At 64.7% G+C, this 22979-nt stretch carries 25 protein-coding genes; 10 read left to right on the top strand and 15 right to left on the bottom strand.

The annotated features are described in order from the left end of the window. Positions 1-16: 16 nt before the first annotated feature. Together ykgO and galE are read right to left on the bottom strand one after the other, a co-directional pair. Positions 17-142 (bottom strand): type B 50S ribosomal protein L36, encoded by a 126-nt coding sequence (gene ykgO, locus K3179_RS07090; protein WP_007165381.1) that lies wholly within the window; start codon positions 140-142, stop codon positions 17-19. 93 nt (positions 143-235) lie between these two features. After that, positions 236-1249, bottom strand: a complete 1014-nt coding sequence (gene galE / locus K3179_RS07085; RefSeq protein WP_221563467.1) for a UDP-glucose 4-epimerase GalE — start codon at positions 1247-1249, stop codon at positions 236-238. 103 nt (positions 1250-1352) lie between these two features. Here galE and K3179_RS07080 point away from each other — a divergent pair, with 103 nt between their 5' ends. From K3179_RS07080 to K3179_RS07070, 3 genes are read left to right on the top strand one after another with little or no spacing between them, the layout of a single operon-like run. Beyond that, positions 1353-1967, top strand: a complete 615-nt coding sequence (locus K3179_RS07080; RefSeq protein ID WP_221563466.1) for a DUF4136 domain-containing protein — start codon at positions 1353-1355, stop codon at positions 1965-1967. Further along, positions 1968-3107, top strand: a complete 1140-nt coding sequence (locus K3179_RS07075) for a M14 family metallopeptidase (RefSeq protein ID WP_221563464.1) — start codon at positions 1968-1970, stop codon at positions 3105-3107. Between the two features lie 46 nt (positions 3108-3153). Then, a complete protein-coding gene (locus K3179_RS07070) occupies positions 3154-3513 on the top strand; it encodes a hypothetical protein (protein ID WP_221563462.1) in 360 nt (119 codons plus the stop codon). A gap of 10 nt (positions 3514-3523) precedes the next feature. Here the strand turns inward: K3179_RS07070 and K3179_RS07065 are convergent, their stop codons facing one another. Genes K3179_RS07065 through K3179_RS07050 form a run of 4 tightly spaced genes read right to left on the bottom strand, consistent with a single transcriptional unit; the run spans position 3524 to position 6155 of the window. Next, positions 3524-4498: a S66 peptidase family protein gene (locus K3179_RS07065; RefSeq protein WP_247712904.1), complete on the bottom strand. Its 975-nt coding sequence runs from the start codon at positions 4496-4498 to the stop codon at positions 3524-3526. Between the two features lie 17 nt (positions 4499-4515). After that, complete coding sequence (locus K3179_RS07060; protein WP_221563458.1) at positions 4516-4920, bottom strand: cytidine deaminase; 405 nt, start codon at positions 4918-4920, stop codon at positions 4516-4518. 19 nt (positions 4921-4939) lie between these two features. After that, positions 4940-5647, bottom strand: coding sequence for a glycoside hydrolase family 25 protein (locus K3179_RS07055; protein WP_221563456.1), 708 nt, complete (start codon positions 5645-5647; stop codon positions 4940-4942). A 4-nt stretch (positions 5648-5651) separates the two neighbouring features. After that, complete coding sequence (locus tag K3179_RS07050) at positions 5652-6155, bottom strand: UPF0262 family protein (protein ID WP_221563454.1); 504 nt, start codon at positions 6153-6155, stop codon at positions 5652-5654. 140 nt (positions 6156-6295) lie between these two features. On the opposite strand from K3179_RS07050, the gene K3179_RS07045 reads away from it, so the two are divergent. Beyond that, a complete protein-coding gene (locus tag K3179_RS07045; RefSeq protein WP_221563452.1) occupies positions 6296-7819 on the top strand; it encodes a replicative DNA helicase in 1524 nt (507 codons plus the stop codon). Positions 7820-7822: 3 nt separating this feature from the next. On the opposite strand, the gene K3179_RS07040 is transcribed toward K3179_RS07045, so the two are convergent. Beyond that, a complete protein-coding gene (locus K3179_RS07040; protein ID WP_221563450.1) occupies positions 7823-9004 on the bottom strand; it encodes a phospholipase D-like domain-containing protein in 1182 nt (393 codons plus the stop codon). Between the two features lie 109 nt (positions 9005-9113). Here K3179_RS07040 and rpoZ point away from each other — a divergent pair, with 109 nt between their 5' ends. Both rpoZ and K3179_RS07030 read left to right on the top strand, forming a co-directional pair. Further along, entirely contained in the window at positions 9114-9458 is a 345-nt protein-coding gene (rpoZ, locus tag K3179_RS07035; protein WP_100259777.1) for a DNA-directed RNA polymerase subunit omega, read from the top strand. A gap of 108 nt (positions 9459-9566) precedes the next feature. Then, positions 9567-10718, top strand: a complete 1152-nt coding sequence (locus K3179_RS07030) for a DUF3667 domain-containing protein (RefSeq protein WP_221563448.1) — start codon at positions 9567-9569, stop codon at positions 10716-10718. Between the two features lie 6 nt (positions 10719-10724). Here K3179_RS07030 and K3179_RS07025 read toward each other — a convergent pair whose 3' ends face one another. The 4 genes from K3179_RS07025 to K3179_RS07010 all read right to left on the bottom strand — a co-directional run bounded on the left by K3179_RS07025 (position 10725) and on the right by K3179_RS07010 (position 14243). Next, the gene (locus tag K3179_RS07025) at positions 10725-11024 is read right to left on the bottom strand and encodes a hypothetical protein (protein WP_221563446.1); all 300 of its coding nucleotides are present in this window, start codon (positions 11022-11024) and stop codon (positions 10725-10727) included. 71 nt (positions 11025-11095) lie between these two features. Continuing rightward, positions 11096-11482 carry a hypothetical protein gene (locus K3179_RS07020; protein ID WP_221563444.1) on the bottom strand — a complete coding sequence of 129 codons (387 nt, stop codon included), beginning with the start codon at positions 11480-11482 and terminating at the stop codon, positions 11096-11098. 71 nt (positions 11483-11553) lie between these two features. Further along, positions 11554-13518 (bottom strand): ATP-dependent zinc metalloprotease FtsH, encoded by a 1965-nt coding sequence (ftsH, locus tag K3179_RS07015; RefSeq protein ID WP_221563442.1) that lies wholly within the window; start codon positions 13516-13518, stop codon positions 11554-11556. Between the two features lie 80 nt (positions 13519-13598). Further along, positions 13599-14243: a TetR/AcrR family transcriptional regulator gene (locus K3179_RS07010; protein WP_221563440.1), complete on the bottom strand. Its 645-nt coding sequence runs from the start codon at positions 14241-14243 to the stop codon at positions 13599-13601. Between the two features lie 74 nt (positions 14244-14317). On the opposite strand from K3179_RS07010, the gene K3179_RS07005 reads away from it, so the two are divergent. The 4 genes from K3179_RS07005 to K3179_RS06990 are packed head-to-tail and all read left to right on the top strand — an operon-like array spanning position 14318 to position 18573. Then, positions 14318-15451 (top strand): ABC transporter permease, encoded by a 1134-nt coding sequence (locus K3179_RS07005; protein ID WP_221563438.1) that lies wholly within the window; start codon positions 14318-14320, stop codon positions 15449-15451. Next, a complete protein-coding gene (locus K3179_RS07000; protein ID WP_090476461.1) occupies positions 15448-16155 on the top strand; it encodes an ABC transporter ATP-binding protein in 708 nt (235 codons plus the stop codon). Before K3179_RS07005 ends, K3179_RS07000 begins: the two co-directional genes overlap by 4 nt. Before the next feature lies 1 nt (position 16156). Continuing rightward, positions 16157-17149, top strand: a complete 993-nt coding sequence (locus K3179_RS06995) for an efflux RND transporter periplasmic adaptor subunit (protein WP_221563436.1) — start codon at positions 16157-16159, stop codon at positions 17147-17149. Next, entirely contained in the window at positions 17146-18573 is a 1428-nt protein-coding gene (locus K3179_RS06990; RefSeq protein WP_221563427.1) for an efflux transporter outer membrane subunit, read from the top strand. The genes K3179_RS06995 and K3179_RS06990 overlap by 4 nt, the downstream gene beginning before the upstream one ends. Here the strand turns inward: K3179_RS06990 and K3179_RS06985 are convergent. Genes K3179_RS06985 through K3179_RS06970 form a run of 4 tightly spaced genes read right to left on the bottom strand, consistent with a single transcriptional unit; the run spans position 18543 to position 22937 of the window. Continuing rightward, positions 18543-19514: a HupE/UreJ family protein gene (locus K3179_RS06985; protein ID WP_221563425.1), complete on the bottom strand. Its 972-nt coding sequence runs from the start codon at positions 19512-19514 to the stop codon at positions 18543-18545. The two genes, K3179_RS06990 and K3179_RS06985, sit on opposite strands and share 31 nt — an antisense overlap. Beyond that, on the bottom strand, positions 19511-20293 hold the full coding sequence (locus tag K3179_RS06980; RefSeq protein WP_221563423.1) for a peptidyl-prolyl cis-trans isomerase: 783 nt from the start codon (positions 20291-20293) through the stop codon (positions 19511-19513). The genes K3179_RS06985 and K3179_RS06980 overlap by 4 nt, the downstream gene beginning before the upstream one ends. Further along, a complete protein-coding gene (locus K3179_RS06975; RefSeq protein ID WP_221563421.1) occupies positions 20290-22218 on the bottom strand; it encodes a DUF3604 domain-containing protein in 1929 nt (642 codons plus the stop codon). The genes K3179_RS06980 and K3179_RS06975 overlap by 4 nt, the downstream gene beginning before the upstream one ends. A 50-nt stretch (positions 22219-22268) precedes the next feature. Further along, positions 22269-22937: an exopolysaccharide biosynthesis protein gene (locus K3179_RS06970; RefSeq protein ID WP_221563419.1), complete on the bottom strand. Its 669-nt coding sequence runs from the start codon at positions 22935-22937 to the stop codon at positions 22269-22271. Positions 22938-22979 lie beyond the last annotated feature (42 nt).

The following is a 22979-nucleotide window of genomic DNA, read 5'->3' as shown; positions in this document are numbered from 1 at the left end:
TGCCCCACATCGCAGCTTAGCCCTGGCGGGCCTTGAAGCGGCGGTTGGTCTTGTTGATGACGTAAGTCCGCCCGCGACGACGGATCACGCGGCAGTCGCGATGCCGGTTCTTGAGCGACTTGAGGCTGTTGCGGATCTTCATGGTAGGTCTCGTTTCACAAATAAATACGCGCCGGAGATGGTGCCCCGACGCGCCAATTTCAAGCGCGCCCGTTAGCGGCGGTGGTGATTCCCGTCAAGCTTCACCACGAATTTCCGCAAGCTTGCGTTCCCATTGCAGCGCGTGGGTAATGATCTCGTCCAGGTCGGCGTGGCGCGGCTCCCACGGCAGGGTCGCGCGGATACGCGACGGGTCAGACACCAGTTCGCCCGGATCGCCTGCGCGGCGCGGTTCCATCCGACGCTTTATCGCGACATTTGTCACGCGGTCGACGGCGTCCAGCACTTCGAGCACGGAAAATCCGCGCCCGTAGCCGCAGTTCATCGTCAACGAGCGGTCCGGCTGCTCGATCAGCGCTTCCAGCGCCAGCACATGGGCGGCGGCAAGGTCGCTGACATGGATATAGTCACGTACGCCCGTCCCGTCCGGCGTATCGTAATCGGTGCCGAACACCGAGACCGCGTCGCGCTTGCCGGTCGCCGCTTCGCAGGCAACCTTGATGAGATGCGTGGCGCCGGCGGTCGACTGGCCCGAACGGCCTTGCGGATCGGCGCCCGCGACATTGAAATAGCGCAGGGCGCAATGGTTGAACCCGTGAGCCGCGCTGGCGTCCGACAGCATTTGTTCGGTCATGAGCTTCGACCAGCCATAGGGATTGATCGGCTGCTTGGGCGCGTCTTCGGCCACCGGCGATGTTTCGGGCGTGCCATAGGTCGCCGCGGTCGAGGAGAAGATGAAGTGATCGACCCCGCCGCGCACGGCGGCCTCGATCAGGGCGCGGCTCTTCACCGTGTTGTTTTCGTAATAGCCGAGCGGGTTCTCGACCGATTCGGGCACCACGATCGATCCGGCGAAATGCATGATCGCCTTCGTGCCCTGTTCGAGGAATATCTGCTCCAGCAGGACGCTATCCGCGATATCGCCCTCATATAAAGGAACGTCGTCGGGAACGGCGAAAGCGAAGCCGGTCGACAGATTGTCGATCACGGCCACCGGCCAGCCCGCATCGCGCAGGGCCAGCACCGCATGGCTGCCGATATAGCCTGCACCGCCCGTCACGAGCACCGGCACTTTTGCGTCCCTGTCCATGGAAGCGGCACCTAGCAGATATTGCGAAGCGGGCAATCTCGGAGCCTTGCCGGTTCTGGCGCGTTCTTCTTTCTTTAACGCCCATATCGGAAAGACCCCGCCCATGAGTCGCATCACCCGCCGCATCGCGCCAACGCTGGCCCTGTTTTCGGCCCTCGCCCTGTCCGCCTGCGCCACCACGCCCGGCCCGGTCGAGGTCACGCGCTTCGTCGCGCCGGAGGCCGCCGCGCAGCTTGGGCAGGGGACGATCTTCGTCGCCAGCGCGGAAGATGGCGAGGACAACAGCCTTGCCCTGATGCCGTACAAATCGGCCGTCGCCGACGAGCTTCGCAGCCTCGGCTATGTCGAGACCGACCGCGCAACGGCAGACCAGATCGCCACCGTGCGGATCGAGCGTTATGTCCTCACCGCGCAGGGTCGCCGCTCTCCCGTCAGCGTCGGCGTCGGCGGTCGCACCGGCTCCTATGGCTCTGGCGTGGGTGTCGGCATCGGCATCAACCTTGGCGGCGGAGAGCGCGACAAGGTCGGCAGCGAACTGTCGGTCACGATCCGCAGCGCCGCATCGGAAGCAAACCTGTGGGAAGGCCGCGCGGACCTGCGCGTTCCCGACAATTCAGAGCTTGCGCAGGCGCAGGCAAACGCACAAACCCTCGCCGCCGCGCTGTTCAGCGATTTTCCCGGCAACAATGGCGAAACGATAGAAATCGAGGTTCCCTAAGTGAGCGATATCCGGATCGATGCGGCTTTCGACAGCGGCAATATCGAAGTTCTTTCCATCGACGGCGCGAGCGCGAAGCTCGCCATCCCGCTCGATACCAGCAGCGAATTCAAGCAGTGGTTCCACTTCCGCGTCAGCGGGGCACGGGGCCGCGAACTGGTGCTCAGGATCACCGACCTGGAATCCAGCGCCTATCCCGGCGGCTGGCCCGGCTACGACGCCTGCGTTTCGGAAGACCGCGATTACTGGGGCCGCGCCGCATCGTCCTATGACAAGGACGAAGACGGCGGAACGCTGACGATCCGCTATACGCCGGCCAGCGATATCGCCTGGTTCGCCTATTTCGCGCCCTATTCGATGGAGCGTCATCACGACCTCGTGTCCGAGGCGGCGGCATCGGAAGGCGTCGATCACCTGCACCTTGGCACTACGCTCGACGGCCAGCCGATCGACTGCCTCGAAATGGGCGAAGGCGAATTCAAGGTCTGGCTCTATGCCCGCCAGCATCCCGGCGAAACGCAGGCCGAATGGTGGATGGAAGGCGCGCTCGAAGTGCTGACCGACCCGAGCGACAGCGTAGGTCGCCTCCTGCGCGAGAAATGCCGCCTCCATATCGTGCCCAACTGCAATCCCGACGGGTCGAAGCGCGGCAATCTGCGCGTCAATGCCGCAGGGACCAACCTCAACCGCGAATGGGACAATCCGAGCGCGGAGAAGAGCCCCGAAGTCCTCGCCATCCGCAACCGCATGGATGAGACCGGCGTCGATTTCGCGATGGACGTCCACGGCGACGAAGCCATCCCGGTGAGCTTCCTTGCAGGCTTCGAAGGCATCCCGAGCTGGACCGACGAGCAGGGCGACAGCTATTACAGCTACGAGGCGATCCTCGACCGCCGGACCCCCGATTTCCAGACCGAGCAGGGCTATACCAAGTCCGCTCCCGGCAAGGCGAACCTGTCCATGAGCACCAACCAGGTCGCGGAGCGTTTCGGCGCCACCGCGATGACGCTGGAAATGCCTTACAAGGACAATCCCGCGAGCCCCGAGCCCGAACAGGGCTGGTCGCCCGAACGCTGCAAGATGCTGGCACGCGATTGCCTTGCCAGCCTGCTCGAATGGCTGGAAGCGCGCGAAGCTTAAGCCACCGGAAATGCTGGGTTAAGCGAGCGCGGGGTAGGCGATCCCCATGCGCTTGCCCATCGCCATTGCCGGCCTGATCGGCCTTTCCGCTATCGCCGCTCCGGCGCAGGCGACGGGCGGGTTCCTGTGCAAGACTGCCAGCGGGCCGCAGATCGAGATCGCGCTCGGCTTCGGCCATGTGCCGGGCGCCCCGCTGGTCGGGCACCGGCTGCGCGTGGACGGCAAGCTCATCGCCTCGCACGCGCCGCAATGGTGGCTCGACGACAAGGACATGCGGCTCCAGCTCACCTCGCCCGATGCGATGAAATCGCTCCTCGTGATGCGCACGAAGCGGGTCGGATACCATTTCGACGGGCAGGTCGAATATGACGGCCGGACCCGGTGGATCCGCTGCAAGGAAAGCTGATCCGGCCCGGCTAGGCGGTGACCGGTTCCAGCGGCGTCAACTTCCCGCCATCCGCATCGAACGCGACGCGCGCGCCATGCGGCAGGCAGAGCTGGCCGCGAATATGGCCGACGTTCGCGCCGGTCACGACGGGGCAGTCCAACGTTCCGAGATGCTGGGCGAGCACATCGTCGAGCGTGAAGCTTTCGCCCTCCGGATCATCGACACTGCAAGCCCGGCAGCGGCCAAAAATCACGCCCGCAGCATTATCAAGTACGCCCGCCAGTTTCAGCTGCTGGAGCATGCGGTCGATCCGGTACGGCTCCTCGTTCACGTCCTCAAGGAACAGCACCGCGCCCTCCAGTGCAGGCAGGCGGCCCGTGCCCATCAGGGTGGAGAGGATGGTGAGGTTACCGCCCAGCAGCCGTCCCTCGCCCCTGCCGGACTTGAGGACTCGGTCGGCAGCGAGGTCGATCTTGGGCATTTCGCCCGTGAAGGCGAGCCGCCACAGGCTTTCCCAACTCGCCGCCTCGTTCCACGGGCTGGCCGCATTGGGCGCGTGAAGCGTCGGAAATCCAGCCTCGCGCGCGATGGCGAGGTGTAGTGCGGTGTTGTCGCTATAACCGATGAAAAGCTTGGGATTGGCCCGGATGGTCGGCCAATCGAGCAAAGGCAGGATGCGCGCCGCGCCATAGCCGCCACGGATCGCGAAGATTCCGCGAACGTCCTGGTCGGAGAAAGCAGCGTTCAGGTCCGCTGCGCGCTGGGCATCGGTGCCCGCGAGATAGCCGTATTGCGCCTCGGCATTCGCTCCGAACTGTGGGACGAGGCCCATGCTCGACACCCAATGCCGCGCACGCTTGATCTCGGCTTGTGCAACTGCGCTGGCCGGTGCGACCAGCGCCACCTTGTCGCCCGCTTGCAGTCGTGGAGCACGCCCCGGCCTGGTTGCTGCGACCAGAGGCGAAGCGGACAGCGCAGCGCAGGCGGCGGCAATTCCGCCCATCGCGCTGCGCCGCGTGATCAAACGAGGCTCGCCGGGCCGAAGGCGTCGGGCAGGAGCGCGCTCAGCGTGGTGCGGCGCACTACTCCGGGGCCGACGCACAGGATCACCGGATCGGTCTCGCCCAGCTGCGCGAGTTCGTTGAGGACCTGGCGGCAACGCCCGCAGGGCGTGATCGGCATGTCGCCCGGCCCGGTAACCGCGACCGCTTCTAGCCCGCCGCGCACGCCGTCGGCCATGGCTTTCGACACCGCGACCGTCTCTGCGCACAGCGCAAGCCCGTAGCTCGCATTCTCGATATTGGTGCCGGTCACGACACTTCCATCGGCAAAGCGCAAGGCGGCGCCGACCGCGAAACTGGAATAGGGCGAATAGGAGTTTGCGGCAGCCTCCCGGGCGGCGGCGATCAGGTCGTCATCGGTCATTCGTCAGCACCTAGCCGGATCAGGGCCGCACGACCAGCCAGCGCAGCGGCGTATCGGCAGCCTGCGTGGTATGCGCCGCATTGGCGGTCCAGACCGTCCACGGCCGTCCCGCATAGCCCGGCTCGTCCATGTCGCCTTCGAGCCACAGCGCCCGCTCCAGCCGGGCGGCGGGGCGATAGCGTTCCTCGAAATCCCGGCTGGGGGCCAGCACCACCGGCGCACCGGCATGCGCTTCGATCTGGTTGACCAGCGTCAGCAATTCGCTCTGCACCGCGGCATCGGACACCCGCGTCGGGCACTCGTCCGCGGTTCGCGCAAGCCGGATCGCGGGCGGGAGCAATTGTTCGTCGCGCGGAACGATGGTGACATAGTTCGCCGACTGGCCATCCGCGCGCTCGCACGGGTCGAATTCGTGGACGGTGCCGACTTCCAGCCCTGCCTCGCGGGCAGCGGCGAGATTATCGGAAAAGCCTGCATCCTTGTCGCGCGCGCCCTTGCTCGCTTCGAGATAGACGAAGCTTGCCCCGAGCCCGGCGAGCACTTCGAAATCGACGTTCTCGTCTTCTTCGCCGATCAGCGCGCCCTGGTCGGGATAAGTGTCCTCATCGGGGCGCCAGTTGCGTTTCTCGTTCCACAGCCAGATCGCCGCGACGCCCGCGATGACCGCTGCCAGCAGCACCAGCTTCAGCAGCCAGCCCGATCCGGGCTTCTTCTTGCGCCGCGCCATGCCCTCAGCCCTTGATGTGCAGGACGCAGATCAGCGTGAACAGCCGGCGTGCGGTGGCGAAGTCGGTCTCGATCTTGCCTTCCAGGCGTTCCAGCAGCAGCTCGGCCGCCTGGTTGTGAACCCCGCGCCGGGCCATGTCGATCGTCTCGATCTCGTTGGCGGTCGCCTTGCGGATCGCCTGGTAATAGCTGTCGCAGATCGCGAAATATTCGCGGATCGGGCGGCGGAAACGCGCCAGGCCCAGCAGCAATTCCTCGACCATCTCTCCGTCCGTATTGGCGATGGTCATCAGCAGGCGCCCGTCGCGAACGGCCAGTGTCAGGTGATAGGGGCCATCGGCGCCGCGCTCTACCGCGCGCAGCGGCTTAAAGGTGTTTTCCTCGATCAGGTCGAAGATCGCGATCTTACGCTCCTGCTCGATATCCGCGTTGCGCCAGATGATCGTCTCTTCATCGAGATCGATGTGCGCGATGCGATGATCGGGACTGGAAGATGCGGATTCGGTCATGGTCTTATGTGACGCTTTCGCAACTGGCGCAGATGCATTCAAGGGGTTGCGCGATAATCCCCGCTATCCACAAGCGACAGGGCCAATTTGGCCACATGCTTCGCTTGTGGAGCCGATGCCCCTCGACCATGGTGGCGCGCATGGCCGACACCGATCTCCTCTTCCCCGCCGACGATTCGACTTCCACCCCCGACAAGCAGGGGCAGACCCTGCCCAGCAATATCGAGGCGGAGGCCGCATTCCTTGGCGCGGTGCTGATCGACAACCAGGTCGTGCAGGAGCTCAATACCCCGCTCCAGCCGCATCATTTCTACGAGCCGGTGCACCAGCGCATCTATGAGCGTATCCACAAGCTGCTCGACCGCAATTCGATTGCGACGCCGGTTACGCTGAAGCCCTATTTCGAAAGCGACGAGGCGCTGAAGCAGCTGGGCGGGATCACCTATCTCGCCAAGCTGACACAGGACGGACAGGGCCTGCTCGCCACCGGCAAGCTGGCCGAGCAGATCTACGACCTCGCGCTGCTGCGCGAGCTGGTCCACGTGGGCCGCAACCTCGTCGAAGGGGCGCTCGACACCTCGGACGAAGTCGCACCGATGGACCGCATCAGCCAGGCCGAAGCCGATCTCTACAAGGTCGCGGAAGGCGCGACCTCGGGCAACGAGGCACAGGATTTCCGCACAGCGGCGCTTGGCGCCTTGAAAATGGTCGAGGCGGCGATCAATTCGGGCGGGCGGTTCTCGGGCAAGACCACGGGCCTCGATACGGTCAACGACAAGACCTCGGGCCTGCACAATTCCGACCTTATCATCCTCGCCGGGCGTCCCGGCATGGGCAAGACCTCGCTTGCGACCAACATCGCCTTCAACGCCGCGCGCCGCCTGATGGACGATGAAAAGATCGGCATCGACCGCAGCGAATCCCCGGGTGCGGGCACCGCCTTCTTCAGCCTGGAAATGAGCGCGGACCAGCTGGCCACGCGTATCCTTGCCGAGACTGCGGAAATTTCCAGCGAGAAGCTGCGTTCGGGCAAGCTCAGCCGCGAGGAATTCCAGCGCCTGTCCTTCGCCAGCCAGGAATTGAACGAACTCCCGCTCTATATCGACGACACGCCCGGCCTCACCATCGGCGCCCTGCGTACCCGCGCCCGCCGCCTGAAGCGCCGCCACGACATCGGCCTCGTCATCGTCGACTATCTGCAGCTCCTGCAGGGTTCGGGCCGCGCAAACGACAACCGCGTGAACGAAATCTCGGAAATCAGCCGCGGCTTGAAGACGCTCGCCAAGGAACTGAACGTACCCGTCATCGCGCTGTCGCAGCTCAGCCGTGCAGTTGAGCAGCGCGAGGACAAGCGCCCGCAGCTGTCCGACTTGCGCGAATCCGGCTCGATCGAGCAGGACGCCGACATGGTGTGGTTCATTTTCCGCGGCGAATATTACCACAACGCCCTCAAACCCGACACGCCGGACGAGACCAGCAGCGAGGACGTGCGCCAGAAATATGCCGACTGGGAAGCGCGGCACCTCGAACTGGTCAATCGCGCCACGCTGATCGTCGCCAAGCAGCGTCACGGTTCGACCGGCAACGTCCCCCTGCTGTTCCAGAGCGAATTCACCAAGTTCACCTCGCCCGAACTGCGCGGCGGCTACGACGATTACGAATAAGGCTCAGATGCCGAGGTTGAGCCGGCGCGTAACGGTGTAGTCGACCACGGAAACGAGCAGCCAGCTCAGGTTCCAGCGGATCCGGTTCCACAAGGTCGCGCGCTTCTTGTGCAGCGGGATCGTCACCTGCTGCGATGCCGCGATGTGATCGCTGACGAACTGCCGCATACGGTCGGCCAGCGCGGCATCGTCGATCTTCAGGACCAGTTCCAGGTTGATGTAGAGGCTGCGCATGTCGAAATTGGCGCTGCCGATATAGACCGAGTCGTCCAGCACGATCAGCTTGGTGTGCAGCTTGCACGGCACGAATTCCCAGATCTTGGCCCGCTTCGACAGCAGGAAATCATAGAGCGATCGGCTCGCCCCAATGGTGGCGCCATTGTCCGACTTGCCCGCCATCACAAGCCGCGTCTCACCCTTCTGCGCGATCCGGCCCATGTGCTTGAGCAGCTTCTTGGGCGGGCTGAAATAGGCCATGAACATGTCCAGCCGGTCGCCTTCGACCAGATCGTCCGAAACGCAGCGCGCCCAGCTCGACAGGCCGCGCGTCGGCCCGCCCACCAGCCAGGTGGCGTTCGGCTCCTTCCATTCCCAGTCGCGCACGGTGCGCGCGATTTCGCGGGCGTGCTGCTCCTCCCGCTCGGTCCAGGATCGCAGCTTGGCATACCAGTCGTTCAGCCCCTCGACCGCCGATCCTTCGATTACGATGCCAAGATCATTCCAGCCGTTCTCTTCGGGCGGGGCGAAATAATCGTCTGCGATATTGAAGCCGCCGAACATCGCCCTCCTGCCGTCGGCGACCACCAGCTTCTGGTGGTTGCGGATCAGATAGCGCCGTGTTTTCTTGGCGGAGAACACCAGGAAAGTGCCCCCGGCATCGATAAGCGGGCGCAGGAAGAGATCGGATGCATCCGCCCCGAACCGGTCGACGATGAGGGTGACTTTTACTCCGCGCTTCGCCGCCGCGACCAGCGCATCGCGAAATTCGGTGCTGACCGTGTCCTCGGCAAAGATATAGAAGCACACGTCGAGCTTCTCTTTTGCGCTTTCGACGAGGTCGAACAGCGCGGCGCGGCGATCGGCACCGGCCGGATAGAATGCCAGGTGCTGGCCTGCCGCATCGACTTCGAACGGCTCCGGATCGCGGAATTGAGTGGCCTCGCCCTGCATTTCGCTTGCTCCCATCGTCCCTGCCTTAGCGGCTGGCGCGAAAGGCGCAAATTCTTGACCTTTTGCGCCTGTGCACCTATTTGGCCCTCTTTCCCGGATTCTCTAGAATATATCGGAGTGCCCAATGGCGCGCGTTACCGTCGAAGACTGCGTAGACAAGATCCCCAACCGTTTCGATCTCGTGTTGCTGGCTGCCCAGCGCGCACGTGAAATTTCGGGCGGTGCGGAAATCACTCTCGAGCGTGACCGTGACAAGAACCCGGTCGTCGCCCTGCGCGAAATTGCCGAACAGACGGTCAAGCCGAAGGACCTCAAGGAAGCTGCGGTCACGAACCTGCAGAAGATCCTTCCCGACGACGATGACGAGATGGACGAAATCGGTTCGCTCAGCCAGTCGGCAGAGGCCCTGCGCATCACTGCTTCGGCCCCGACCCGTTCGACCTCGATCGGTGCCGATTACGAAGGCTGATCGCCTTTCCAGTTTTGCAAATCAGGTAAAAGGCCGTCCTTCGGGGCGGCCTTTTGCGTTGCGGCGCAGGGAAAGCGCGCATAGATTCGCCTGCGACAGGAGGATCGGTTGAGCGATATCGGGGAAGGTCTGGGAACGGTCGTCGAAGGGGGGCTCTTCGCCAAGGCGGTCAGCGGCGGCGCAGGACGCGCGGGGAATACGCCGCTCGCAAAAGGCCATTTCGCCGAAAACGCCTGCCTCAATTGCGGCACCGAACTGATCGGGGCGCATTGCCATAATTGCGGCCAGCAAGCGCATCTCCACCGCACGATGGGCGCATTCCTGCACGATCTGATGCACGGCGCGCTTCATTTCGACGGCAAGACCTGGCGCACGCTGCCCAAGCTGTTCTTCAAGCCCGGAGAACTTACCCGCCGCTATATCGACGGGGAGCGCATGCGCTTCGTGTCGCCCATGGCGCTGTTCCTGTTCTCGATCTTCCTGATGTTCGCCGTGTTCCAGCTGGCCGGGATCAGCGCGCCGACCGATATACCCGGCGACAATAGCGAAGAGCTGGCCGAATTCACCGCGACCGAACTCGACCGCCGGGAGAAACTGCTGGAGAGCACAGAAGAGGAGCTGGCCAAACCCGACCTCGATCCCGGGCGCAGGGAAGTTCTCGAGCGACGGCAACAGGAATACACCGACCAGATCACGGCGCTGCGCCAGGCGCAGGAGAACGTGCCTTTCCTGCGGCAGGAAGGCACGGGCGACGAATTGATCCGCGACGGCGAAATGGTCATCCCGCTCGAAGAGGTCGACGGCACCACCATGCGCGTCAGTGGCACGAGCATCGACTGGATCGACGGCGCAATCGAGAAATGGCGCAAGAACCCGGGGCTGATGCTCTACAAATTGCAGACGAACTTCTACAAGTTCAGCTGGCTGCTGATCCCGCTGTCGATACCCTTCGTCTGGCTGATGTTCGCGTGGAAGCGCCAGTACAAGGCCTATGACCACGCCATTTTCGTCACCTATTCACTCGGCTTCATGACGCTGCTGACCCTCGGCCTCACCATCGCGGGGCTAAGCGGCATCTCGAGCGAAATCGTGGCGCTGGCGAGCATCTTCATCCCGCCGATCCATATCTACAAGCATTTGAGGGGCACTTATGGCCTCTCGCGCTTCTCGGCGATCTGGCGGCTCGCGCTGATGTCCGTATTCATCATCGTGATCCTGGTGCTGTTCCTGCAGTTGCTCCTCGTGCTCGGAGCGTTCTGAGACCGCTTAGCTGGCGGGATCTTCCCGGTCCTGGTTGAGATCGTCGCCCAGGATGGGGGCGGTGTCGGGCGTTTCCTTGTCGCCCTGCTCGATGTGGCGCTCGACATCGGCTGCGCCTTCGCTGACCGCGCCGGCTCCATTTTTCGCGCCTTCTTCGATAACCTCGCCGACCACTGCGGCATTGGCCTCGATATCGTCGCCCGCCAGCTCGGCTGCACGCGCGGCATCTTCCTGCGTCTGGTCGGAGCAGGCAGAAGCACCCGCAAGGGCAAGGGCGGACAGGCTGGCAATGGCAAGACGGTTCATGGGCGGCATCCTCGTGATTTCGGTGGTTCGATCTTCATAACGCCCGATGTGCCTTCCGCGTTTCCGGGCGCTCATGAGCCACAAGGATATTCGCGGATCAATCCGGCACGCCAGGCCTGCGCGAGCGTCATTTTGCGGCGATCGTTTTCGGGCACGGCACCAAGGATCCTAACAGCCTTTTTCGCATCGATGCCCTTCTTGCGCTCCGCCTCGCTCACGCAATAGATCGGCTTGCCCCTGGCCTTTCCCGCCTCGTTCTCATCCCGCGCCAACTGCCCTGCTGCCTTCAGCTGGGCCATGCGCGGCTTGGTCCGCTTGTCGAACAGGGCGCCCATGCCCTTGTCCACGAGCTCCACTGCGTCGGCGTAGAATGCCTGCGCGTTCACATCCGCCGGACCGGCCGTGGCGGCGGTGGCCAATGTCAGAGCGCCGAGGCCGGCAAGGATCTGTTTGTACATGAAAAAGCTCCGCTCCCCGATCAGGGAACGGAGCTTTCGATCACTGGGGCTGAACGCCAGCCGAACAGGAATTATCCCGCCTGGGGCGCGGTGCCTCCACCGAACTTCTTGCCCGATTTGGGAACGGCGCTGCCGGTGGTCGGCTTGACCGCGACCGGGCCGGTCGGAGCATCGGGACGGTCGATCTTTCCGCCCTTCATCAGCTGGTCGATCTCTTCACCGGTGAGGGTCTCGTATTCGAGCAGCGCCTGGGCGAGCAGGTGGAGCTTGTCCTCCTGCTCCGTCAGCACTTCGGTAGCCCGCTTGAGACCGCCCTCGACCAGTTCCTTGATCTCGGCGTCGATCAGCTTGTTGGTTTCCGCACCGCCCATCGTGCGCGCGGTCTGGCCCATGCCGAGATAGCCTTCTTGGCTCTGCTCGTACTGGAGGGGTCCGAGCTTGTCGCTCATGCCCCACTTGGTGACCATGTTGCGCGCAAGGTCGGTGGCATACTGGATGTCGCCGCTCGCGCCGCTCGAGACCTTGTCGTGGCCGAAGATGATTTCTTCCGCCACGCGGCCGCCCATGGCGACGGCGAGGTTCGCGTGCATCTTGTCGCGGTGATACGAGTAATTGTCGCGTTCCGGCAGGCGCATCACCATACCCAGCGCACGGCCGCGTGGGATGATCGTCGCCTTGTGAATGGGATCGGATGCCGGTTCATTGATGGAAACAAGCGCGTGGCCTGCCTCGTGATAGGCGGTCATCTTCTTCTCGTCTTCGGTCATGACCATGGAGCGGCGTTCCGCGCCCATCATGACCTTGTCCTTCGCGTCCTCGAATTCCTGCATGGCAACGAGACGCTTGTTGCGGCGCGCAGCCAGCAGGGCCGCCTCATTGCACAGGTTAGCGAGGTCGGCGCCCGAGAAGCCCGGGGTGCCGCGCGCGATGGTGCGCGGGTTCACATCGGGCGCCAGCGGGAGCTTGCGCATGTGGACGGCGAGGATCTTCTCGCGCCCGTCGATATCGGGGACCGGCACCACGACCTGGCGGTCGAAACGGCCCGGACGCAGCAGCGCGGGGTCCAGAACGTCGGGGCGGTTGGTCGCCGCGATGATGATGATGCCTTCATTGGCTTCGAAGCCATCCATCTCGACCAGCAACTGGTTCAGCGTCTGCTCGCGCTCGTCGTTCGAATTGCCGAGGCCATGGCCACGGCTGCGGCCGACCGCGTCGATTTCGTCGATGAAGACGATGCAGGGCGCGTTCTTCTTCGCCTGCTCGAACATGTCGCGCACACGGCTTGCACCGACGCCGACGAACATTTCGACGAAGTCCGAACCCGAAATGGTGAAGAAGGGCACGCCCGCCTCGCCCGCGATGGCGCGGGCCAGCAGCGTCTTACCGGTACCCGGCGAGCCGACCAGCAGCGCACCCTTGGGAATCTGGCCACCGAGCTTGGAAAAGCGGCTCGGGTCCTTGAGGAATTCGACGATCTCTTCCAGCTCTTCGCGCGCCTCGTCGATGCCGGCCACGTCTTCGAAGGTCACGCGGCCCTGCTTTTCGGTCAGCATCTTGGCCTTGGACTTGCCGAAGCCCATGGCGCCACCGGCGCCGCCGCCCTTCTGCACCTGCCGCAGCGCGAAGATCGCGATGCCGAGGATCAGGATGAAGGGGAGCATGTTGATGAGCGCGTAAAGCAGGATATTCTGGCTGCCTGCTTCCTTGCCCGAATACTGGACGCCGTTGTCTTCCAGCAGCTTGGGCAGAGACGTGTCGCTGGCAACCGGGACGGTGCTGAACACCTCGCCTTCCTTGGTCGTGCCGGTGATCTGCTCGTCGGAAATCTCGACCGATTTCACATCGCCTGCCGCAACGCGTTCCTTGAAGTCGGAATAGAGCAGCGGCGTACCGCCGCCACCGGACGAGTTGCCGAACATCGAGACGACCAGGAGCAGGCCGAGAAATACCCCGCCCCAGACGAGGAGGCTCTTCAGCCAGGGGTTAGGGCCGTTACCCTCGGGATCGGGCTGCTGGTCCTGATTCTGATCGCGCATGAGCGGACATTCCTTTCAATCTCACCAGAATGTAGGATCGCGCAGGTGAATGGCAAGTTTAGACCACTCGCCAATTCGTCCTATTTCCGATCACACTCTTCGACGGCATAGGCGCGGCAGAAGACATCGACCGCGCCTTCGATGCGCCTGCGTTCCAGTTCCGCGTCGACCGGGCGGCCGAAACGCCGCTCCAGATCGCCCATGCCCTTGCACATGGAAACGAACTGTTCGACCGCGAGCGAAGTGTCGTCGATGGCGAGTTCACCGCTTGCCACCATCGTGTCGAGCAAGCCCGCGAAAGCCTTCCGCATACGGTAGGGGCCCGCCTGCAGGAACGCCTCGCCGATGGTCGGATCACGCTCTGTTTCCGCGGCGATGCGCCGGTCGAACTGCACCATTTCATCGCGCGTCAGGAATGCGACCATTGCCTCTGCGATCGCGGTCAACCGCTGGCGCAAGGTCCCCGTCGGCAGAGACGTCAGTTCCAGGCTGGAGCGCATGGTCGCGCACTCACGGTCGACCGAGGCCGCAAACAGCGCCTGCTTGTCGCCGAAATGATTGTAGATCGTCACCTTCGATACGCCGGCATCCGCAGCGACCTGCTCGATCGAGGTGGCGGCAAAGCCCTTCTCAAAAAAGGAACGGGCAGCCGCGGCGAGAATCGCTTCCCGCTTGGCCTGGTCCGCCGGCCTTCCGATCGATCGCTTTTCAGCAGCAGTTGACAAAGTGAACGGTCCCGTTCAGTTGAACGCCTCCGTTCACTAATGAACGAGTCGCACAGCAAAGGCAACCAAGCGCCGTGATCTGGATCGCAATCAGAATGCTGACCGGGGATGCCCAGAAGTTCTACGGGCTGGTATTCGGCATCGCGTTCTCGACGCTCCTCATCACCCAGCAGCTGACGATTTTCGTGAACCTGCTCGAACGCGGGGCTAGCGGGGTCTACAATGTCTCCAGCGCCGACGTCTGGGTCATGGACCCGGTCAGCCGCACGACCGATGTTTCCTATGCCCTACCCTCCACCGCACTCGACAAGGTTCGCGGCGTTCCGGGTGTCGAATGGGCCGTGCCACACATCCGCGCGCAGGCCAGCGTGCGCACCAAGAGCGGCGACCTGGAAGGCGTGGCAGTGATCGGGGTAGACGACGCGACGCTGATCGGCCTGCCCAAAAACATGGTCGAAGGCTCTTCCGACGTCCTCTCCCAGCCCGACAGCGTGATTATCGACGATGTCGGCATGACCCGCATGTTCCCCGGGCAATCGCCGATTGGCGAGCGGTTGGAGTTGAACGACCAGCGGGCAGTGATCCGCGGCATCGCCGATGCGACGCCCAGCTTCACCAGCACCGTCGTGCTTTATACCAAATACAGCCAGGCGCTGAATTACGTCCCTGGCACGCGCAACCGCCTGTCCTTCGTGCTGGTCGGCGCGGAAGATCCCTCGCAGGCCAAGGCGCTATCGGAAAAGATCGAGCGCGAGACGGGACTGAAAGCGCAGACGCGCGACGAATTCGCCCGCGACGGGGTCGATTTCATCATCGAGAACACCGGCATCCCGCTCAATTTCGGGATCACTGTCGCGCTCGGCTTCATCGTGGGGGTCGCCATCGTCGGCCTGACCTTCAGCCTCTTCATCCGCGACAATATCAAGCAGTTCGGGGCGCTGAAGGCGATCGGCGTCACCAATGGCAAGATCCGCAAGATGGTGGCCGCGCAGGCCGCGCTGGTCGGCTTCGTCGGCTACGGCCTCGGCGTGCTGGGCACGCTGGCCTTCATCTGGAGCTTTTCGGCCAACCCGACCTTCAAGGGCTTCTATATCCCCTGGCAGATACCGATCATCAGCCTCGTCGCGGTCACGCTGATCCTAGCGCTGACCGGCTGGCTGGCCCTGCGCAACGTCCTCAAGACCGAACCTGCGGCGGTGTTCCGGTGAGCGAGGCCCCTGCCATCTGCACGCGCGGCGTCACGCGCGACTTCAAGGCCGGTCAGCAGACGATCACCGTCCTGCACGGCATCGACCTCGACATCCGCGCGGGCGAGCTGACCTATCTCGTCGGGGAAAGCGGCTCGGGCAAGACGACCATGATCTCGATCATGTGCGGCATCCTCTGGCCGACCGAGGGCGAGGTGAAGGTTTTCGGCACCGACATATACGAATTGAGCGACACCGAACTGGTCGAGTTCCGCCTCAACAACATCGGTTTCATCTTCCAGCAGTACAATCTGATCCCCGCCATCGACGCGGCCAGCAATGCCGCCGTCCCGCTAATCGCGCAGGGGATGGACCGTCACGAGGCCCGCGAACGTGCGGTAGAGATGATGGCAAAGCTGAATATCGCGGACCAGGCCGACAAGCTGCCGAACCAGCTTTCGGGCGGCCAGCAACAGCGCGTCGCCATCGCCCGCGCGCTCGTCCACGAACCGCGACTGGTGGTGTGCGACGAACCCACTGCCGCGCTCGACGCATCATCCGGCAGGCGGGTGATGGACCTCTTGCGCGAAGTGGCCGTCGCCGAAGATCGCGCCTGCATCATCGTCACTCACGACAACCGCGTTTTCGATCTCGCCGACCGCATCCTCGTGCTCGAGGACGGCAAGATCATCCATGACGGCACCGAAATGCCCGAGGAACACTGATATGGCTTTCAATCTCCGCAATCTCAGCTTTTCCCGGCAGGTGCTGCCCGCCATCGCCGGGCTGGCGCTGCTGCTCGCCATTATCTTCATCGTTTCGGGTCTGCCCGATCGCGAATTGTCCGAACCGGAGAACGAGCCGCCGCGCGCGCCCGAGCAGCTTGCCGATGCGCCGCGCGTTGCCGGATCGGGCGTGGTCGAACCGTCGAGCGAGGTCGTGCAGATCGGCTCGGCCTTGTCGGGCCTCGTCACCGGCCTGTTCGTCCAGCCCGGCGACCGCGTGAGCGAAGGCCAGACGCTGTTCACCGTGGACGACCGCGCCGCCCGCTCTGCCCTGCGCGAAGCGGAAGCCGCCATTGGCGAAGCGCGCGCCGCGATTGCCGAGGCGGAGACCGCGCGCGCTACGGCATCGCAGCAATTGGCGCTCTATCGCGATGTCGATGATCCCGCCGCCGTCAGCCGCTCCGAAGTCATCCGGGCCGAGGGCGAAGCGAGTGCCGCTGCTCAGCGCCTGTCGCTTGCCCGTGCACGCTTGCAGGCCGCCCAGGCGCGTGCCGCCAGCGCGCGGACCGAAATCGGTCGCCTGACCGTGCGCGCACCCATCGCGGGCGAAATCCTGGCGGTGAATATCCGCAAGGGCGAATATGTAAGCACCATGGGCGGCGGCGGATCGCAGCCCTTCATCGAGATGGGTCAGACACGACCGCTCTATGTCCGGATCGATATCGACGAGGAGCAGGCACCCCGCCTCGACATGGGCGCAGTGGCGACCGTCAGCCCGCGTGGCGCATCCGACCAGCAGGTAGAGGCGACCTTCGTGCGCGCCGAACCGCTGGTGGTGCCCAAGCGCTCGCTGACCAATTCCGCTGCCGAGCGCGTCGACGTGCGGGTCCTGCAAGTGCTCTACGAATTGCCCGAGGCGGCATCGACGGGCGAAACGCTGTTCCGCGTGGGCCAGCAGGTCGATGCCTATATCCCGGCCAAGGGCGGCGAATGATGCGCTTGCTACTCGCTTCCACATGCGCGCTGGCGCTGGCCGGATGCGTTGCCGGGCCGCCGCCCGAAATCGCCACGCCCGCACCGGTCCTGCCGCCGGAATATTTGTTCGCTCCCGACGCTGCGTCTGCGACCAGCCTCGCCGCGCTGCTTCCCGCTGACGATCCTGCTTACGACACGCTGGCCGCGCAGGCTCTCGCCAGTTCGCCCACGCTGGGCGAGGCGCTGGCGCGGATCGACCAGGCGCGTGCAGGCGCAGACCTGCGCGGCGCGAACCGCCTACCCTCCGTGGGCGCGAATGCAACGGTCGAAGGACGTCGCAGCAATCCGGCGCAATTCGGCGGCGACCTGCCATCGGCCATTTCTTTCGATACCGAGCAGCTTTCCTACGCGGCCAATGTCACCGCGCGCTGGGACCCGGACATCTTCGGCCGCCTGCGCGCGCAGGAACGCGCAGCGCTCGCCCGGATCGATGCGGCATCATCCAGCGCCCGCGGGGTACGTAGCGCCCTGCTCGCCGAAATCGCCGCCAGCGTGATCGACTGGCGCACGCTCGATGCGAGGGCCAGCGCCATCGAGGACGACCTGGCCGCAGCCGAAGAACTCGCGCGCCTGTCCAGGGTCCGCGAAGATGCGGGCATCGCGCCCGGCTTCGACCGCGTGAGAGCGGAAAGTGCCGCCGACGCTTCGCGGAGCCGCCTCGCCGCGCTGGAGAGCGAGCGTGCCCGCCTGATCGGCCGCCTCGTCACCCTTACCGCGCAAGGCGGGGCACAGGTCCGTTCGGCACTGGCGATGTCGCCTCGCGAAAGCGGACTGCCTGCTGCCCCCGCCACCCTGCCCAGCGCCTTGCTTGCCAATCGCGCAGATGTCCTTGCCGCCGCAGCGACGCTCGCCGCGGAAGATGCGGAGCTGGCCGCGGCCGCCCGCCGCCGTTTTCCGGTTTTCGACCTGTCGGCCGCCATCGGCCTGCTGGCCTTCAGCCCGGGCGACCTGTTAGACAGCGATTCCATCATCGGCAGCCTCGCCGCCTCCGTCGCCGCGCCCCTGCTCGATTTCGGGCGGATCGAGGCCGAGATCGACGGTGCCGCGGCCGAAAAGCGCGCCGCATTCGAAGCCTATCGCGGGGCCGTCTACACCGCGCTCGGCGATGCAGAAGGGGCCTATGGCCTCGTCGCTGCCGCCGACCGCGAAGCCGCCGCTGCCGCGCAGGAAGCTGCCAGCCTGCAACGCGCCGCCTCGCTCGCCGAAACGCGGCAACGCGCTGGCCTTGCGGATTTTCTCACCGTGCTCGAAGCGCGCCGTGCGGCCGATGCCAGCGGCGAACGCGCGGCGGCGGCGAAGGGACGGGCGGAGCGCGCTCGGGTCATCTTGTGGCAGGCGCTCGGCGGCGATACTCAGCCGATCACGCGGTCCACCAGCCAGTAGGCCCCGGTAATGCCAATGGCGTAGGAGGCGATACGCAAGGCGCGCGCTTCGGCCCCAGCCCGCACGCGTCGGATCACTGCCAAGGCAGCGAGGACAGCGGCAATCACCAGCAGTTGCCCCGCCTCCACACCGAGGTTGAAGCTTACGAGCGCTGCAGGCACCTCGCCCTCGGGCAAGCCTATCTCGCGCAAGGCCCCTGCGAAACCGAAGCCGTGGAGAAGGCCGAAGGCGAAGGCGACCAGCCATGGCAGGCGGCGCGTGATCGTCTCTTTCGTGCCGCGCGCGATCTCGACCGCGAGAAACACGATCGACAGTGCGATCAGGGCCTCGACCGGACGCTGCGGCAATCCGGTGACCCCCAGCGTCGTTGCCACCAGCGTGATCGAATGCGCGACGGTGAAGGCCGTGGCCGCCTTGACCACCGGCCAGGTCCGCCCGACCAGCAGGACGAGCGCGATGACGAACAGCAAATGGTCCCATCCCGCTAGGATATGCTCGACACCAATTATGAAATAGCCGCGCCAGACCTGCATGCTCGATGGTCGCGCTTCGACCTCGGCGTAGGGCTCTTGCGCGGTCAGGCGGTAGACCTGGACGGGTCGGCCTAGAGGGGCCACGCGCAGGATTGCATCGCCCTGTCCGAAGAGGGCGGGCCAGCCGATGCGGCTCCCGGCAATATCGCTTTCGCAAGCGACTTGCGCTCGTCCGACCACCGCGAGCGCGGAGTTGTCGAGCATCGGTTCGCCCGAAAACTCGCAGTACTCCGGCAAATCCGGACGCGCGGTCCGGTCGGCCTGCGGCGAGGCGAGCGGTTGCCTCCAGCCGAGGTTCCAGCGCGCCTCGTCGATTTGCTCCAGCTGGATCGAGACGGGCCGCAACTCATCCGCCAAGGCGGGGCTTGCGATAAGGAGGACGGCGAGCGCCAGCAGCCAGCGGATCATTCGACCTCGATCCGGTAAGCTTCGCGAAGGAGATCAAATGCCCTTGCCCGCCGCGCAGCAGCCGTCGAACTGCGCCAGTCGGCCTCCACCCTGTCGCGGATTTCCGAGAGGGGCCGTTGCCGTCCCTCGACCCGCTCTTCGATGTCGACGAGGTGGTAGCCATAGCCTGACGTCACCTGCGCACCGGAGGTCTCCTGCATCCGGGCAATCTGCGACGCGAATTGCGAGCCGAAGACCGCCTTGATGTCCGCATAACTCGCATCGGTCATGCGTTCGGGCAGTGAAATGGTGTGCCCGTTTGCATCTCCCGCTGCGTCAAGTGCCTCGTGCAGCGCATCTTCGCTACGGAAATATTTCTGCGAGAAGGTGAACCGCTCCCCTTCCGCGAACCGTCCGGGATGGTCGCGCAGCCACGCCGTGAGCGTCTCCTCGCTCGGCCGGGCGGTTTCCACTTCGGCTCCTGCCAGATCGTCCATCTTGGTCGACAAGCGCCGGCGCACGACCGGATCGCCCGCATCGAGCCCAAGCCGCAGCGCCTCGCGGTAGAGCACCTCTTCGCGCACCCAGCTTTCGATCTGCGCATCCAGCTCCGCATCGGTGGGCGGACGGCCCATCGTGCGCTCGAAGCCGAGGACGAGGTTCGCCTGCTCCTCTTTCGTGAGCAGGATAGTCCGCTCGGCCGGATCGACCGGCTCGCCCGCGAAGGCAAGCACCGCCCAGATTGCAGCGCCTGCCACCAGGAAATGCGCGAGCGGATCGCGCAGGAGGCGGCGCATCATCGCATGATAGGCGGCGCATCGCCCGGGGTCCTGCGCGGACGCAGCCAGACCGGCGAGGAATAGGCGCGCTGCTGGATAACGTTGGCCTCCACGACTTCCTTCGGCAGCGTCAGGCCGAAGCGCTTGGCATCGTAGAGGACCCAGCTCGGCGTCGGGATTTCGAGTACGCGCACATAGTAGAAAGCGCGCTGTCCCCGGCGATATTCGGGATCGGTCCAGGTGGCGCGCAATTCAGCCGCCCCGATCGAATTCTCATAGGTCGCCTCGGACCGGTTCACCGTATCGCCAACGGGCGGCACGGGCGAATTGGAGGCGGCATCCATGGGCCGCGCGCTCCACGCGACGTCGAACACCTTTTCCTGCTCCGCCCCATTGGCATCGACCCAACCCTTCACGATCTGCACCCGGTCCAGATTGGCCCCGTCCGGGTCCTTCAGCGCGCTGACGAGGAAGGTCGGCGCCTTGCCGTCGTCCACCAGGTCACCGCCCATGGGGACACCGCGCGAATAGCCTGCGCGCACCCAGTCGCCTTCCCAGTCGCTTTCGCCGAAATCGAAGCCTGCGAAGAGGCGCACCACCATGCGCGGACCGGTCGTCGCATAGACCTCGCGCCGCATGAAGGCATCGAAGATTTCCGCCCGCGTATTGCCGCGCGCCCAGGCGGCCGCATAGCCGCTGGCGAGATAGTGCCAGCCGAAACGGCCCTCTCTCGTCCCGAGGTTCTGAGCGGACATAGCGCGGTCGGCACGCGGTTCGTTGCCGGTATGCTTGCCGAAGAATTGGTCGTCGTCTGCCGTGGCCAGCGCCGTGTGACTGTCGGTCGAGCCGATCAGGCCGAAGGCATAAGGGTTCTCGCCCATCTGCTGTTCCAGCGTCAGCCCGCGCAAGAGGGCCGAGCGGATATAGCTGCCCGCGAACATATCCGGCGTGCTGCGTGCGGTCAGCGGAAGGTTGCCTAGCTCCCATCCAGCCACGCCGAAGCTGGCGAATTCGTCGTTCGGGGACAGGAACGGGTGCGTCTCGCTGTCGCCCTTGATCTGCGTCACTTCGACCACCGGTTCGTGCCGCGCGCGGAGGCGGGCATAGTCGGCGTCCATCGGCCCGCCGTCGGGGCCTGAAAATTCGAACATCATGCCGTTCGACAGGTTCGAATTGTGCGGGATCGCCAGCACCTTGCCGCCGGTGCTCTGTTCGTAGGAATCCATGTAATCCCAAAGGCCGGTGACGTCCCCGTCCAGACCCGGATAGGGCAGGACCTGCGCGGTCCGCGCGCTGCCGTCGCGAAACATCACCACGCGGTGGAGATTGTTGCCGCCCGGCATGAGCGTCCATTCGAAGCCAGCGAAGGCGGTGAAGGTGCCCGGCTCGTTATAGCGGTCGAGCAGGCCCAGGTGCCGGTCCCACAATTGGCGCGTCGCACGCGCCTGGCGTTCGGGATCGCGCAGTGCCTCGGGTATCTCGTCGTTCGCGGCGGCTGTGATCAGTTCCGCCACGGCGCGCGTCGATTGCTCGGGGCTTTCGTGCATCATGTCGCGCCAGCGCCGCAGCGTGGGATCGCGCACCATCATGCGCGGCGCATCATAGAGCCTGCGGGTCGCCCCCATCGCATCGGAGTGATCGGCAATGACGAGAAAATCGAGCGGCCGGTCGAGCTGTGCGCTCATGCCGGTGGTCGCAGTGACCTCATCCCCGCGCGCGAACTTCAGCGCGTCTTCCGGGCCGAGCCGCACTCCGAAGCCGAAGGCATCGACCGAAACATCGGTATGGAGATGGGTGTCTCCCCAATAGGGACGGTCGGGAAATTCAGCCAGTTCGACCGTGTCGGTGCCATCGCCGCGCTGTTCCTCGCTAACGCCGCCCCCTGCGAACAGGTCGCAGCCTGCCAGCACCAGGGCACCTGCGATTACGCCGATCCGGTAGTCCATGCCTTATCCCCTCATCCGCGAGGGAATGTGCAGGAGCAATCGCGTTCAGGTCAAGCAGCTATGCGATATGCAACGGGTTCGACGATGGCCATGCCGCCGCCCGAACCCTCTTCGTCCGAAGTGTAGTAATAATAGGTGCCGCCGCCGATCGCCGCGATGGCGAGCGCCAGTGCCGCGAGCATGATGACCCCGTCGCGGACCGTCAGCGCCAGGCCGATGGCGGCGATCGCCAGCATGGGCGCGCTGCTGGCGAACGGCAGGACTTCGAGCGGCGGAACCGTTGCGCACAGCAGCAGGATGACCACCGCCGCGATCTTGATCCATAGGCCTTCGGTGAGGCCCTCGAGGCGTCCGTGGCTGTGTTCGTCCAGCCAGTGGGCGATCCCGCGAAGCTTGGCGATGCCCTTGTGCAGCTTCTTGCTCTCCACGGCACGGTTCTGGAGCCATTGCGGCATCCAGATATGATCCTTGCCGAAGAGAAGTTGCACCGCGATCAGCGCGATGACTGCGGCAAGGAAGCTCGGCACGCCCGGAATGCCGCCGACCGGCGTGATCTCCAGCAAGGCCGGAATCATGATGAAGGGACCGAAGCTGCGCCCGCCGAAATCGTCGAGCACATCGCCGACGCGAACCGTGTCGTTCTTGGTCGTCAGGTCGTCGAGTTCGCCCAGCACGCTCTCGACGCCATCGGCTTCGGACTGGGATTTTTCTTCGGCCATTGCGCTCCCCTTCGCCCTTCAACGCGCGAAGGGCGAAAAGGG

Source organism: Qipengyuania intermedia (assembly GCF_019711615.1).
Taxonomy (GTDB): Bacteria; Pseudomonadota; Alphaproteobacteria; order Sphingomonadales; family Sphingomonadaceae; genus Qipengyuania; species Qipengyuania intermedia.
Note: the sequence above shows the minus strand (reverse complement) of the source record. Positions and strands in the feature narration are given on the sequence as shown.